At 75.5% G+C, this 13,862-nt stretch carries 11 protein-coding genes; 5 read left to right on the plus strand and 6 right to left on the minus strand.

The annotated features are described in order from the left end of the window. Nucleotides 1–13 precede the first annotated feature (13 nt). Nucleotides 14–664, plus strand: coding sequence for a hypothetical protein (locus FHS38_RS11520; protein ID WP_184733443.1), 651 nt, complete (start codon nucleotides 14–16; stop codon nucleotides 662–664). 196 nt (nucleotides 665–860) lie between these two features. Here the strand turns inward: FHS38_RS11520 and FHS38_RS11525 are convergent, their stop codons facing one another. The 6 genes from FHS38_RS11525 to FHS38_RS11550 form a co-directional block, all read right to left on the minus strand. After that, on the minus strand, nucleotides 861–5,525 hold the full coding sequence (locus FHS38_RS11525) for a hypothetical protein (protein ID WP_184733444.1): 4,665 nt from the start codon (nucleotides 5,523–5,525) through the stop codon (nucleotides 861–863). Nucleotides 5,526–5,556: 31 nt separating this feature from the next. Continuing rightward, nucleotides 5,557–6,519 (minus strand): hypothetical protein, encoded by a 963-nt coding sequence (locus FHS38_RS11530; protein ID WP_221494891.1) that lies wholly within the window; start codon nucleotides 6,517–6,519, stop codon nucleotides 5,557–5,559. A gap of 228 nt (nucleotides 6,520–6,747) precedes the next feature. Beyond that, entirely contained in the window at nucleotides 6,748–8,271 is a 1,524-nt protein-coding gene (locus tag FHS38_RS11535; protein WP_184733446.1) for a hypothetical protein, read from the minus strand. 78 nt (nucleotides 8,272–8,349) lie between these two features. Beyond that, nucleotides 8,350–8,994, minus strand: coding sequence for a pyroglutamyl-peptidase I (gene pcp / locus FHS38_RS11540; RefSeq protein WP_184733447.1), 645 nt, complete (start codon nucleotides 8,992–8,994; stop codon nucleotides 8,350–8,352). Nucleotides 8,995–9,065: 71 nt separating this feature from the next. Further along, nucleotides 9,066–10,034, minus strand: a complete 969-nt coding sequence (locus tag FHS38_RS11545; protein WP_184733448.1) for a DUF979 domain-containing protein — start codon at nucleotides 10,032–10,034, stop codon at nucleotides 9,066–9,068. After that, on the minus strand, nucleotides 10,031–10,741 hold the full coding sequence (locus FHS38_RS11550; protein ID WP_184733449.1) for a DUF969 domain-containing protein: 711 nt from the start codon (nucleotides 10,739–10,741) through the stop codon (nucleotides 10,031–10,033). Before FHS38_RS11550 ends, FHS38_RS11545 begins: the two co-directional genes overlap by 4 nt. 183 nt (nucleotides 10,742–10,924) lie before the next feature. Here FHS38_RS11550 and FHS38_RS11555 point away from each other — a divergent pair, with 183 nt between their 5' ends. Genes FHS38_RS11555 through FHS38_RS11570 form a run of 4 tightly spaced genes read left to right on the plus strand, consistent with a single transcriptional unit; the run spans nucleotide 10,925 to nucleotide 13,861 of the window. After that, complete coding sequence (locus FHS38_RS11555) at nucleotides 10,925–11,569, plus strand: GntR family transcriptional regulator (protein ID WP_184733450.1); 645 nt, start codon at nucleotides 10,925–10,927, stop codon at nucleotides 11,567–11,569. Continuing rightward, the gene (locus FHS38_RS11560; RefSeq protein ID WP_184733451.1) at nucleotides 11,566–12,360 is read left to right on the plus strand and encodes a LamB/YcsF family protein; all 795 of its coding nucleotides are present in this window, start codon (nucleotides 11,566–11,568) and stop codon (nucleotides 12,358–12,360) included. The genes FHS38_RS11555 and FHS38_RS11560 overlap by 4 nt, the downstream gene beginning before the upstream one ends. Continuing rightward, nucleotides 12,357–13,001, plus strand: coding sequence for a 5-oxoprolinase subunit PxpB (gene pxpB, locus FHS38_RS11565; RefSeq protein ID WP_229822377.1), 645 nt, complete (start codon nucleotides 12,357–12,359; stop codon nucleotides 12,999–13,001). The genes FHS38_RS11560 and pxpB overlap by 4 nt, the downstream gene beginning before the upstream one ends. Next, on the plus strand, nucleotides 12,998–13,861 hold the full coding sequence (locus FHS38_RS11570) for a 5-oxoprolinase subunit C family protein (protein WP_184733453.1): 864 nt from the start codon (nucleotides 12,998–13,000) through the stop codon (nucleotides 13,859–13,861). The genes pxpB and FHS38_RS11570 overlap by 4 nt, the downstream gene beginning before the upstream one ends. Nucleotide 13,862 lies beyond the last annotated feature (1 nt).

A 13,862-nucleotide genomic window follows, 5' to 3' on the forward strand; every position in this document is an offset into this window, starting at 1 on the left:
GGGGGGACGTCCGATGGGACTCGTCAGCCGGTTCAGCCGGCAGTTCTTCGCCGCGGCCACGATCTCCTGTCTGCTGATCGCGCTCGGTACGTGCGTGTGGTGGGTGACCGTCGCCGAGGGCTCGGACAGCCGCTTCGAGCCCGTGGCCTCCGGCCTCGCGCTCGTCGCCGCCATCACCGGGGTGTACGCGGAGCGGCGGGCGGCCGCGCGGGAGCGGCGCGCCCAGGCGCTGTACGCGCTCACCGACGAGCTGGTGAAGAACAGCGAGCTGCTGGCCGGGGAGAGCTTTCTGCCCCAGGACCCGCTGGCCCCGAAGGCGCGGGTCTATCCCCGGCTCGTGCAGTCCGCGACGGACGCGGCGCTGGTGTCCGGGGCGTTCTCCGAACCGGGGCACGACGCGCTGATCGCGCTGCTGCACCGCTGGCGTGACGCGGTGCACGACTTCAACCGCCGGCTCGACCTCGCCGAGCTGCGGACGTACGTCAGCCAGGTGCCCGCGGAGGAGCTGCTGGCGATCGACGAGGCGATGCGCCGGCCGGGCGGGCAGCTCGACGGGCTGTGCCGGCTGCGCGACGACGTGGAGCGGCTGCTGCGCGGGCGCTACGGCCGGCAGCCGGGCGTCGCCGCCCGGCTGGGTCCTGGCCGGCCGGGTCCCGGCAGGTGAGCGCCGGCCCCTGCGGGCCGTGGCGGGGTGCACCTCCGCTGCGCGGCGGTGTCCTCAAGCGCCGGACGGGCTGTTTTCGGCTGAGCTCAGTCGAAAGCCCGTCCGGCGCTTGAGGACAGAGCACAGCAGCCCGTCCGGCGCTTGAGGACGAAACGGCGGGGCAGCCGCCGACCACGACCGTCCGGCCGGCCAGGCCTTACGCGGGCTCCTCCACCGGGCGGCGGTACATGCGCGTCGCCGTGATCTCCCCGTGCACCGGCTCGGCGTCCGGGTCCTGCTGGGGCAGGCCGGGCCGCAGGTGCTCCTCGACGCTGATGTACTTCAGGCCGGCCCGCAGGTCCGCGTCGTTGCGCAACCGGATGACCAGCGGGAACTCCGCCAGGGCCGTGGTGTCGAAGAGGCCGGTGGTGTACAGCAGCTGCACGCCGAGCGCGTCGGCGACCGCCCGCTGGAGCTCCAGCAGATAGGTGGCGTTGGCGCGGCCGATGGGGTTGTCGAGGAACAGCGTGCCCGCGTGCCGCTGCTTGTCGCGGCCCCGGTCGTTGCTGCGCAGCGCCGCCATGGTGCAGTACAGCGCGATGGCCGCGGTCAGCAGCTGGCCGCCGGAGAACACGTCGCCCATCTGCCGGACCGGCACCCGCTCGGCGCGCAGCACCGCGTCCGGCTTGAGGATCTCCACGGCCACGCCGCGCGGCAGCAGCGCCGCCTGGACGCCCCGCAGCAGCAGGGACATGCCGTCACGGCGCAGGTCGGAGTTCTTCTTGACGGCGGAGCTGGTCGCCTCGTCGATGACCTCGCCGAGCCGCTCGGTGAGGGTGGACTGGTCCGGGTCCTCGAAGCGGATGCGCAGGAACTCCTGGCCCGACCACTCCCCCAGGCCCTCGGGGAGCCGGGAGAGGCGCTGCGCGGAGCGCAGCGTGGTGAGCGAGGACTCGACCAGGCCGCGCAGCCGGTCGACGATGCTGTCGCGGTTGCGCTCCAGCTGCTCCAGCTCGTCGGTCAGCACCCGCAGCCGGGGCGCGAAGGCCTCCGCCCAGGCGAGGGCGTGCTCCGGCAGGGCGGCGGCGGGCAGTTCGCGGATCTGCTGGCGGGCCGGGGTGCGCACCTGCTCGTAGCGGGTGGAGTTGGCGTGCCGTACGAGGACGTCGCTCGCCTCGCGGACGGCGGAATCGGCGGCGGACAGCTCGCCCGCGCATCCGCGCAGGGAGCGCCGGGCCTCGGCGGCGGCCTGCCGGGCCTCCTCCAGGGTCCCGGTGTACGGGTCGGGCTGCTCGCCCTCGTCCTCCGGGGTGTTGTCGCGCAGCAGGTCGCGCAGGAGGGCGGCGGTGTCGTCGAAGCCGCCGGCGGCGTCCTCGGCGGCCCGGTGGGCGCGCAGCAGGTCGCCGTGGGCGGTGCGGGCGCGCTCCAGGGCGTCGGTGCCGGCGGCGAGTTCGGCCGTGGCGGTGCGCAGCAGCTCCTTGGCCCGGTCGGCGTCGGCGGGCACCAGCTCGGCGGGCAGCTCGGTGTGCGCGTCGCCGTCGGCGGGGGCGAGCCGCTCGGCCTCGCCGCGCAGCCGGCCGAGGTGTTCGCTGGCGGTGGAGGCGCGGGTCTCCAGCATCTGCACGAGGGCCTCGGCGCGGGCCGCCGCGGCCTGGCGGGACGGGCCGTCGGCGCCGTCGGTGCCTTCGAGGAGCTGGGCGGCGCGGGTGCGGACCTTGTTGGTGAGGCGGTCGAGTTCGGCGCGGGCGGCGCTCTCGTCGCTCTCGGCGCGGGCCTGCTCGGCGCGCAGGTCGGCGCCGACGCCGACCTTCTCGTAGAGCTGCGAGGCGGCGCGGTGGGCCTCCCGCAGGGCGGGCAGCGAGGCGGTGGGGGCCGGGGCGTCGGCCGCGACCTCGTCGGGGGCGCCCGCGATCTCGGCCCGCTCGGCGCGCAGCGCGCGGGCCGTGCGGCGGGCGTCGTCGGCGGCGCGCTGGGCGGCGCGGCGGTCCTCGTCGGCGGCGCGGGCGCGGTCCACGCAGACCGCCGCCTGCTCCTCGGCCTCGGCGGCCTCCTCGGCGAGTTCGCGCAGCCGGGACTGCCAGGCGGCGCGCTCGCGCAGCCGGTAGGCGAGGCCGGCGAGTGCGTCGGCGACGCGGCGGGCGCGCTGGGCGGTCTCCTGCCGTTCGTCGCGCACCCGGGCGGCTTCGGCGGCGCTCTCGTCGGCCTCGGCGCGGGCCACGCGGAGCTCGGCCAGCTCTTCCCGGGCGTCGTCGGCGGCGGTGCGGGCCCGCTCGGCCTCGGCCGCCAGCTCGGCGAGCCGCCCGACCGGGCAGCCGGCGCGCCAGGACGCGAGGCGGGCGGCGAGCGTGCGGTCGCCGGCCAGCCGTGCCGCTATGGCGCGGATCTCCTCGTCCCGGGCGGTGGCCCGGGCGCGCAGGGCGTGCCGCTCGTCGTCGGCGGCGCGCTCGTCGTGCATGGCGGGGTTCGGCGGTACGAGGAAGACGCCGGAGGCGGAGCCGTCGCCCGTCTCCGGCTCGGGCGCCGGGGCGAGCAGGGCGGCGGTCGTGCCGACGGCCACGGCGGAGCGGGGCAGCAGCGAGGCCTGGCCGAGCACCTCACGGGCCCGGGTGTGGGCGTCCGGGTCGGTGATGACGACGCCGTCGACGAGCTCGGGCCGCGCCGCCAGGACGGTGGCGTGCTCGGCCGGGTCGACGGCCTGGGCGAGGTAGCGCCATCCGGGCAGCGCGGGGATGCCGTGCTCTCCCAGGTATTCGACGGTGGCGAGGACGTCGGGGCTCGGCGGGAGCAGCCCGCCGTCACCGAGCGCGCCGAGGATGCGGGAGTCGTCGGCGGCGGCCGTGCGCAGGTCGAACATCTGCCGCTCGGAGGCGGCGACGCTCGCGTCGAGCATCTCCCGCAGCGCGTCGGCGTTGCGGTCCAGCTCCTCGGCCGTCAGGGGGCCTTCCACCGTGCGGCGGGCGGCGGGCACCGCGGTGGCGTCGGCGGGGGTGCGGGCGGCGCCCGAACGCGGTCCGGGCACCTGTCCGGCGGCCGTCGGCTGGGGCAGGCCGAGGAGTTCGACGATGCGCTGGTCGGCGCCGAGGGACTCGGCGGCGCGGCGCTCGGCGTCGTAGGCGGACTCCGCCGCGGTGGCGGCGTCGGCGGCGCGGGCGGCGGACAGCTCGGTGCGGGCCTGGGCGGCGGCGGCCTCCTTCGCGCGCTCGGCCGCCTGGCGGGCGGCTTCGCGGGCGCTCTCGTAGGCGGCGGCCGCGGGCTTCTCGGCGTCGCTGGCGGCGAGCGCGGCCCGGGCCGGGTCGGCGTCGGGGGCGGTGTCGTCGAGCCAGCCGGCGCGGACCGCCTCGGCGGTCTCCTGCTCGACCTCGACGAGGCGCTGGCGCAGATGGCCGGACTCGCTGCGGGCGCGCTGGGCCTCGGTGGCGGCGGAGGTGGCGTCGCGGTGGGCGGCCTCGCTCGTCTCCTGGAGGACGGCCGAGCGCTCCTCCTCCTCGTTGGCGACGCGCTCGCCTGCATCGGCGGCGGTGTTGAGGGCCCGGACGAGCTCGGTGGCGGCCTGGGCGCGGGCGGCCAGCGCGGGGGCCGCGTCCCGCTCGGCCTCCTGGATGGCGGCGGCGACGCGCGCGGAGCGGTCGGCGGCGGCCCGGTGGCGCAGGACGGTCTCGGCGGCCTGCCAGGCGGAGTGCAGGGTACGGGCGTCGAGGAGTTCGCGGCGCTGGGCGGCGGCGGCCTTCTCGGCGGCGGCGAGCGCCAGCGAGGCGTGCCGGTAGGCGATCTCGGCGGCGACCAGGGAGCGGCGGCCCCGCTCGGTCTCGGCGTCGGTGACGCCGTGCGCGGCGGCGGCGACCTGCTCGGCCAGCTCGGCGGTGCGGCCGCGCTCCTCGGCGCCGCGCGCGGAGAGCCGGCGGGCGAGGACGCGGGTGCGGCGCTCGGCCCCGGTGTGCACGCCGCGCGCCTGCTCGCGCAGGGCGGCGGAGTCGGCGATGCGGGTCAGCAGGTCCAGCGAGCCGGCCGTGAAGTCCCGCTCGGCGGTCAGCTCGGCGCGGCGGCCCAGCTTGTGGGCGAAGCCGTGCACGAGGTCGGCGAGGCCGTCGGTGTCCCGGGTGTCGGTGACGGCGCGCAGCAGCAGGTCGGTGAAGTCCGAGTCGTTCTTGACGGCGAAGAGGCCGGCGGCCTCGCCCTCGTCGGCGTTCATCTCGCGCTGGTAGCGGAAGAGTTCGGGGTCCAGGCCCAGCTCGCCGAGGTGCTCGTTCCAGCGCTCGTGGATCTCCTCCCACACCACGTCGAGGTGCGGGTAGGCCTTGCCGGCTTCGGTGAGGGAGTCGCGGAACCCCTTCATGGTGCGCCGCCGTCCCCGGGCGCCGGAGCTGCCGTCGGCGCCGCCGCGCATGGCGGTGGACTCGGCGACGGGCAGCGAGTCGAGGCTCAGGCCGGGGCCGGGCCGGAAGGAGTACCAGGCCTCGGCGAACTTCCGGGGGTCGCCCGAGACCTGGCGGCCCCGCCACTCGCTGACCTTGCCGACGACGACGGACTCGCCGGTGAGGACGTGGCTCCACTCCAGGGCGACGTGACCGCAGTCGTCGGCGAGGAGGAACTTGCGGAGCACACCGGAGCTGGCTCCGCCCAGGGTGTTGCGGTGGCCCGGCAGCATGACCGAGAAGATCAGCTTGAGGAGGACGGACTTGCCGCCGCCGTTCTCCAGGAAGAGCACGCCCGCGGGCGCGGGGCGGCGCGGCGGGCCGACGGGCTCGTCCTCGAAGAACTCCGCCTGCGCGGGCGCGGGGTTGGGCACCGGCGCGCCGACGCTCCGCAGGTCCAGCACGGTGTCGGCGTAACGCGCACCGGCGGGCCCGATGGAGTAGAGGCGGACCCGGGACAGCTCGTACATGGCGGACTCTCGTTGTCGTGTCGGGCGGTGGTCAGGAAGCGTTGCTGTGGTCGAAGCCGTTCTCGAAGAACGGCAGTCCGGCGTCCGCGACGAGGTCGAGGGCGTCGGCGTCGTCCGGCGGCAGCAGGGTGGCGCTGCCGTCGCCGACGGGCACGACGCCCAGCTCCAGCAGCTCGGCCATGGCGGCGCTGCCCGCCATGTCGCGGACCTGGAGCTGGTAGCGGGGCGTGGTGCGGTAGGCGCCGCCGGCGTCGTCGCCGGTGCGCTGGAGGAAGCCGGAGTCGACGAGGAAGGCGACGGCCTTGGCGATGATGCCGGTGGTGGAGCCCGCGAGGCGGCGGGCGTCCTTGGTGGCGCCGGTCGCGCTGCGCCGGGCGTACACCCGCCAGGCGGCTTCGAGGCCGGGGGCGTCGGTGGTGGGGTCGGTGTTCTCGCCCTGCTCGGCGGCCTTCTCCTCCAGCCGGCGGCAGGCCTGGCGGACGAACGCGTCGATGCCGTTGACGGTGACGCGGCCGATGTAGCCGTCGTCGGCGAGGTCCTCGGGGCGGGGGAAGGACATGGCGGCGACGGCGAGGTGGGCGAGGCCGTGCAGGAACCGGTCGGCGGAGTCGGCGGTGGCCCGGCGGGCGTAGTCGCCCATCCGGACGGCGAAGACGGAGTCCTCGGCGGCGGTGACGGCCATGCCGGCCCGGGCGGACACCTCCAGCACGATGAGCCCGAGCCCGGCGGCGACGGCGTCCGCGAGGCGCGCGAAGGCGGGCTCGTCACGGTGGCGGCGCAGCAGCTCGGCGTACTCGGCGTCGCGGGCGGGCAGCAGCTTGGGCTGGAGCCCGAAGGCGATGAGCCGCGCGGCGTCGGCCGCGTCGGCGGGGGTGACGTTGCCGCTGCCGTTGCCGCTGCCGCTCGGGGAGGGGCTCGGCTCGGCCGCATCCGGCTGCGCCGGGTCTTCGGCGTCGTACTCAGTCACGGTTGGTGCTCCTGCTGGGGATGGCATGGGTTGCGGTGGATTCGGCGCTGCCGGACCGCGCCGTCGTGGTGGCGCGCCGTGGCGGCGGGGAGGAGAGCCCCGGTCCCGCCCCTTCCCGAATCCGGGGCTCCGCCCCGGACCCCGTGGGGCGGGGGCTGCCCCAGGGACGGGACGGGGGGTAGGAATCCCGCGTGCGACGACGCCGAAGGCACGGCGTGCCGAACCGGCCGTTTCCCGGAGCCTGCCGCACGGCGATCACGTCGCCTCCGCGCGGTCCGCCGCCATGCCCGCCGCGTCCAGCAGGGCCTTGCCGACGATGAGGTCCGCGCCGCCGAACTCGGCGTCGTCGAGCTCCGTGCCGTCGTCGACGGCGAACAGCAGGGTCTGCTCGCCCTGGCGGTAGGCCGTGCCGACCGAGGGGCTCGCGGCGTGGACGGCGAGCAGGGCGACGAGGTAGGGGAGTTCCGGGTCGCGGCGGCGGGCGTCGGCCAGGAGGCCGGAGAGGCGGCGGGGCGCGTCGGCCGGCAGGTCGAGCAGCTCCATCGCGCTCGCGAGCTGCTCCTCGCTGAAGCGGCTGTCGTCCGGGGTGGCGATGAGGTCCGGCTCGGGCATCTCCGCGCCGAGGTGCTCGCGCTCGGCGGGCGGGGTCAGCAGCATCTCGACGAGGTCGCCGACGCGCACGGACACCGGGGTGCGCAGGCCGGTGCCGTGGGTGAAGAAGGCGTCGGTGACGCGGCCGGCCTGCTCGAGCGGGAGCGGCAGGACGGGGGCGAGGAGCTGCCCGTACAGGTCGAGGCCGGCGCGGGCGGCCGGGGGCGCGAAGGCCTGCCGGTCCTGCTCGGCGCGGAAGAGGGGGCCGGCTTCCAGCAGCCGGGACTGCAGCTGGGTGTGGCGGCGGATGCAGTCCTTGACGATGTCGACCAGCTCGGCGGCGCGCCGCTTGTTCTCGGGCTCCTCGGCCTCGTCGCGCGCCTTGCGGATGTTGGTGAGGATCGCGTTCTCGTGGCGGTAGCGGTCGGCGACGTGGTCGAGCGCCTCGGCGATCATGTCGGGGACGGTGCGCAGCCAGTCCACGGCCCGGACGTTGCGGCGGGTGGCGTCGAGGGTCTTGCGGAGGGTCTCCGCGTACTGCACGGTGCGGTAGCGGGCCTGCTCCGCGGCGAGCTGGGCGTCGGCGAGCCGGCCCCGGCTGATGAGGACCTCCAGCTTCACCTCGGCGGCGATCTGCGCGCTGGTGACGTCGGTGTCGAGGGCGCCGACGAGGACGTTGACGGCCTCGTCGGTGGTGCGCAGGAAGACGGTGCCGCCGTGGCCGGGCACTTCCTCGATCAGCTTGAAGTCGTAGTCGCGCCGGACGTACGCGCCGTCGGTGCCGAAGGTGCCGTAGACGGCTCGGAAGCCGCGGTCGACACTGCCGACGTTGATGAGGTTCTCCAGCACCCAGCGGGCGACGCGCTCGTGCTCGGCGGCGGGCCGCCGCGGTTCCTGGGCGGCGACGCGCGGCAGCAGCCTGGCCACTATCTGCTCGTGGTCGGCGCCGGTGTCGAAGTCCATGTTGAGCGTGACCAGGTCGATGGCGGCCAGGGCCACCTCCGCCATCGCGTAGCCGCCGTACTCGCCCGCGAGGTTGGCTTTGCGCGCGTCCAGGTCGTGCAGCGGCGCGGTGCAGGCGAGCGCCCGCAGCCGACGGGCCAGGCCCTCGTCGGCGGCCGGGCCCGGGGCTGGGCGCGTGGGCCCGTTGAGCTGGGGCGGAACGGCCGCCGGGGCTGGAGAAGTCACGTCGCACAGAGTAGGCGGTCACCCCGACAACGGACGAAACGGCACGGGCGGAAGTGCCCGGCGCCGGAGCCCGCGTCGTCAGTGTGTGGCGCCGCCCACAGCCCGTATGTCCTCGGTGCGGTGTGCGGCGGTGATCACGATCATACGCAGCCCCTCGGCAACGGCGGCCACGGGGAGTGACGGCAGGGCCCGGTCGGTGACCTGTTCCGGCGCGTACGGAACGTGGACGAAACCGCCCCGCAGGCCCGGGCGTTCGGTCGCGGCGAGGTGCATCAGCGCGTAGAAGACGTGGTTGCAGACGAAGGTGCCCGCGGTCTGTGAGACGGAGGCGGGCAGGCCCGCGTCACGGACGGCGGCGACGCAGCGCTTGACGGGGAGGGTGGCGAAATAGGCGGCCGGGCCGCCGGGGACGACCGGTTCGTCGACGGGCCGGGCGCCCAGATTGTCGGGTATGACGGCGTCGTCGATGTTGACGGCGACGCGCTCGACGGTCAGGTCGGGGCGGCCGCCGGCCTGGCCGACGCAGACGACGAGGTCGGGCTCGGTCTCGCGGACGGCGTCGTACAGGGCGTCGATGGCGTCGCCGAAGACACAGGGCAGTTGGGCGGCGTGCACGTCGATGCCCTGGGGCGGGTCGACGGCGACGGCGCGCACGGCCTGCCAGGAGGGGTTGAGGCTCTCGCCGCCGAAGGGTTCGAATCCGGTCAGCAGTACCCGGGTCATCGCGGGGTGCTCCCTAACAAGACAAGTAGCGCCAGAAGGTGCCATATGGCATCAGATATCGTCGTAAAGGGTCAAAAGGCGAAGGCGGCCATGATGACGATGTTGCAGCCGAGCAGGGCGACCGCGGTGGGCAGTTGCGCCTTGATGGGTCCGTACTGGTCCTTGAGCTCCAGCAGCGCGGCGGGGACGACGTTGTAGTTCGCGGCCATGGGCGTCACCAACGTGCCGCAGAAGCCCGCGAGCATGCCGACGGCGAGGACGGCGGAGGCGTTGCCGTGCGCCTGCTCCACCAGCACCGGCCAGCCGACGGCCGCGGTCATCACGGGGAACGCGGCGAAGCCGTTGCCCATGACGACGGTGAAGAGGAACATGCCGACGCAGTAGACGACGACCGCGATGAGCACCGAGCCCTCCGGCAGGACCGCGGTGGTGATCCGGCGGACCTGGTCGCCGACGCCCGCGACGGAGAAGATCGAGCCGAGGGTGGCCAGCAGCTGCGGCAGCAGCATCGCCCAGCCCATCGCTTCCAGCATCGAGCGCCCGGCGTGCACGGGCACGGTGATCCGCCTCTCGCGCAGCATCACCATCCCGACGGCGAGGGCGACGAGGGAGCCGATCCCCAGCCCGAGGATGGTCTCGCTGCCCTTCTGCAGGACGGGCTCGCCTCCCAGGGAGAGCTTCTTGACGCCGACCGCGCAGATCAGGGCGACGGCGGGGATGGTGAGGGCGGGCACGAACAGTTTGCCGCCGAACCGCCGCGCGCTCGCCACCCGCTGCTCGGGGGTCGTCGTGCGGGCCTTGCCGCGCCCGGTGAACCCGAAGCCGGCGAGGCAGACCATGACGAGGACGGCGGCGCCGAGCGGCTCGGGCGGGGCCGACTTGTCGACGACCCAGGTGCTGTAGACGAAACCGAGGCCGAGCAGGCCCCAGAAGGCGGCGGTGCCCAGCCGCTTGGGGTTGCTGCGGTCGGTGAGCATCTGGGCGGCCATCACCAGGAAGATGCCGCCGACGAGCCAGTAGAACCACTCTGCCTTGATCACTTGGTGGCCTTCCGGTCGAGGACCTCGCGCGCACCGGCTCCGGCGTCCCCGCCGGCCAGTGCCCGGTCCAGGCGCAGCAGCCGCCAGCCGTGGATGGCGAGGGCGCACAGGGCGGTGGGTATGGCCCACAGCGCGAGCTGCAGCGGCTCGAGGTGGGTGTGGTAGGTGGTGTTGACGAATCCGGTGATGAGCAGGATCGAGCCGACGGCCAGGAAGACGTCCTCGCCGAAGAAGAGCCCGACGTTGTCGGCGCTGGCGGCGAAGGAGCGCACCTTCTCCCGGGTCGCGTCGGGCAGCGGGCCGTGGCGCCGCTCGGCCGCGCCCTCGGCCATGGGGGCGGCGAGCGGGCGCACGGTCTGGGCGTGTCCGAAGACGCTGACGAGTCCGAGTGCCGCGGTGATCTGACGGAGCAGGAGGTAGAGGGCCAGGAAGCGGCCGGTGGTGAGCCCGGCGAAGCGGGTGATCAGCCGGCGGGCCTGCTCCTGGAGGCCGTAGCGCTCCAGCAGGCCGATGACGGGGAGGGTGATCACGAAGATCGTCACCGCCCGGCTGGAGGCGAAGCCGGTGCCGAAGGCGGCCAGCACCTTCTGCGGCGAGAGCCCGCCGAGCAGGCCGGTGGCGATGCCCGCGACACCGACGACCAGCAGGGGGTTGCGCCTCGTGGCGAAGCCGATCACGACCACGAGGACGCCCAGGAGAACGAGCATGGGGCCTTGCCTTCCGCGTTCCCGGACCTCACTCGATCGGGTGAGGTGACTGGCGAGGAGGCTAAGATATTGTTCAACAATCCTCAAGAGCCTTGACTGACGAATCGCTTGACCCACGAATCGCTTGACTTCCGCATCCGTATCGCCCTTGATCGCTCCTGACTGCCGCACCGTGGAGGACGCATGGCCCGATCCACCGCGCAGCGCGTGGCCGACACGCTGCGGACCCGCATCGAGGGCGGCGGACTGCCGCCCGGCACCCAGCTGTCCGAGGAGGCCCTCGGCCGGGACCTCGGGGTCTCGCGCAATACGCTGCGCGAGGCCTTCCGGCTGCTCATCCACGAGAGCCTGGTCGTCCACGTGCTGAACCGGGGGGTGTTCGTCCGGGTCCTGGAGCCCGCCGACGTCACGGACATCTACCGGGTGCGCGCCGCCCTGGAGACCGCGGGGGTACGGGCCGCCGCCGACGCGGCCCGGCCGTTGCGCGACGCCGTCGCCCGGGCGGTGGCCGAGGGCGAGCGCGCCGCGGCCGGGGAGGACTGGCGGGAGGTGGGCTCGGCGGACCTCCGCTTCCACCGGGCGCTCGCGGCGCTGGCCGGCAGCGCGCGCATCGACACCGCCATGGACCGGCTGCTGGCCGAACTGCGCCTGGCCTTCCACGCGATGCCCTCGCCGCGCCGCTTCCACGAGCCGTTCCTGGCGCGCAACCGCACGCTCGCCGCCCTCCTCGACGACGGCGCGTACGACCGCGCCGAAGCCGAGCTGACCACCTATCTGGACGATGCCCGAACGCTCATACTCGACGTGATGCGGGAGACCAGCCGATGACCGGACCTGCCGACGGACCGGGCACGGCGCCCCGGTCTACGCTCGACCTCAACGCCGATCTGGGCGAGGGATTCGGACGCTGGCGGCTCACCGACGACGACGCGCTGCTGTCGGTCGTCACCAGCGCGAACATCGCCTGCGGCTTCCACGCGGGGGACCCCTCCACGATGCGCCGGGTGTGCGAGCGCGCCGTCGAACTCGGCGTGCGCATCGGCGCCCAGGTCTCCTACCGCGACCTGGCCGGGTTCGGACGCCGCGCGATGGACGTACCGCCGGACGAGCTCGCCGACGAGATCACCTACCAGATCGGCGCGTTGCGCGTCTTCGCGCAGGCGGCCGGCTCGGACGTCGCGTATGTGAAGCCGCACGGCGCGCTCTACAACCGCACGGTCGCCGACGCCGCCCAGGCGGCCGCCGTGGTGGCGGGCATATCGGGGGCGGGCGGGCCGCTGCCCGTCCTCGGACTGCCCGGGTCTCGGCTGCACGAGGCCGCCGAGCGAGCCGGACTGCCGGTGGTCCGTGAGGCGTTCGCGGACCGCGCGTACACCGCCGCGGGCACGCTCGTCTCCCGCCGGGAGCCGGGCTCCGTGATCGACGACCCGGACGCCGTCGTCACCCGGTCCGTCCGCATCGCCCGCGCGTCCGCCGTCCTCGCCCTCACCGGCGAGGAGGTCGCCGTCGACGCCCGCTCGCTGTGCCTGCACGGCGACACCCCCGGGGCCGCGCTGCTCGCCCGCCGGGTGCGGGACGGGCTGGAGGCCGCCGGGGTCCGGATCGAGGCGTTCGCGTGAGCGCGCCCCCGGAGGGACTCACGGGGGCCCGCGCCCTTCCGGTCGGGCGCCGCGCCCTGCTCGTCGAGGTCGCCACCGCCGAACAGGCCCAGGCCCTGCACGCCGAGCTGCTGCGCCGCCGCGCCACCGGGGCGCTGCCGCCCGTGGCGGAGATCGTGCCCGCCGCCCGTACGGTCCTGCTGGACGGCCTCGACGACCCGCACGCCCTCGCCGCGGACTTCGCGAGCTGGTCCATACCCCCGCTGACCGCCGCCGACGCCGCGGCCGTCGTCCTGCCGGTCCGCTACGACGGGGCCGACCTCGCCGAGGTCGCCGCCCTGTGGGGGGTGGCCGAGGACGAGGTCCCGCGGATCCACTCCGGCCTCGAATTCCGCGTCGCCTTCTGCGGTTTCGCGCCCGGTTTCGGCTATCTCACCGGTCTGCCCGAGCGGTTGCGGGTGCCGCGCCGGTCCACTCCGCGCACGGCCGTGCCCGCCGGGTCGGTGGGTCTGGCCGGCCCCTACACCGGGGTCTATCCGCGCTCCTCCCCCGGCGGCTGGCAGCTCATCGGCCGCACCGACGCGGCCCTGTGGGACCCCGGGCGGGAGCCGGCGGCGCTGCTCGCCCCGGGCACCCGCGTGCGCTTCGAGGTGTTCGGGTGACCGCCCTGACGGTGGTGCGGGCCGGGGCGCTGACGACCGTGCAGGACCTGGGCCGGCCCGGCCACGCGCATCTCGGGGTGCCCCGCTCCGGCGCGCTCGACCAGCCCGCGCACCGGCTCGCCAACCGGCTGGTGGGCAACCCCGCCGCGTTCGCCACCCTGGAGACCACGGTCAACGGATGTGCCGTGCGCGTGGATGCGGCCGTGACGGCCGCCGTGACGGGGGCGCCCTGTCCGGTACGGGTCGACGGCCGCCCGGTGGCGTGGGGCGCGCCGGTGCGCGTCCCGGCGGGCGCCGTGCTCGACGTGGGCAGCGCCCGCGCGGGGCTGCGCTGCCACGTGGCCTTCGGGGGCGGCGTGGCCGTGCCCCGGGTGCTCGGCAGCCGCTCCCGCGACCTGCTCTCCGGCCTGGGGCCCGAACCGCTCGCCGACGGCATGTCCCTGCCTCTCGGCGCCCCTTGCGGGCCGCCCCTTGCGGCCGACACCGTGCCCTGGCCCGGTCCGCCCACGGCCGGGCTGGTGCTGCCCGTCGTCCTCGGCCCGCGGGACGACTGGTTCGTCCCCGAGGCGCGGCGGGCGCTGGCGGGTGGTGACTTCCGGGTGTCGGCGGCGAGCAACCGCATCGGGCTGCGCACCGAGGGGCCGTCCCTGGAGCGGGCGCGGGAGGGCGAACTCCCCAGTGAGGGCATGGTCCTCGGCGCCGTCCAGGTCCCGCCCGACGGCCGCCCCGTGGTCTTCCTCGCGGATCACCCCACGACCGGCGGCTACCCCGTCGTCGGCGTGGTCCCCGAACCGTCCCTGGCCGCCGCGGCCCAGGCGGTGCCGGGCACGCCGCTGCGGTTCGTTCCCGTGCGGGCGTAGC

The organism is Streptomyces netropsis, assembly GCF_014203545.1.
Lineage (GTDB): Bacteria > Actinomycetota > Actinomycetes > Streptomycetales > Streptomycetaceae > Streptomyces > Streptomyces netropsis.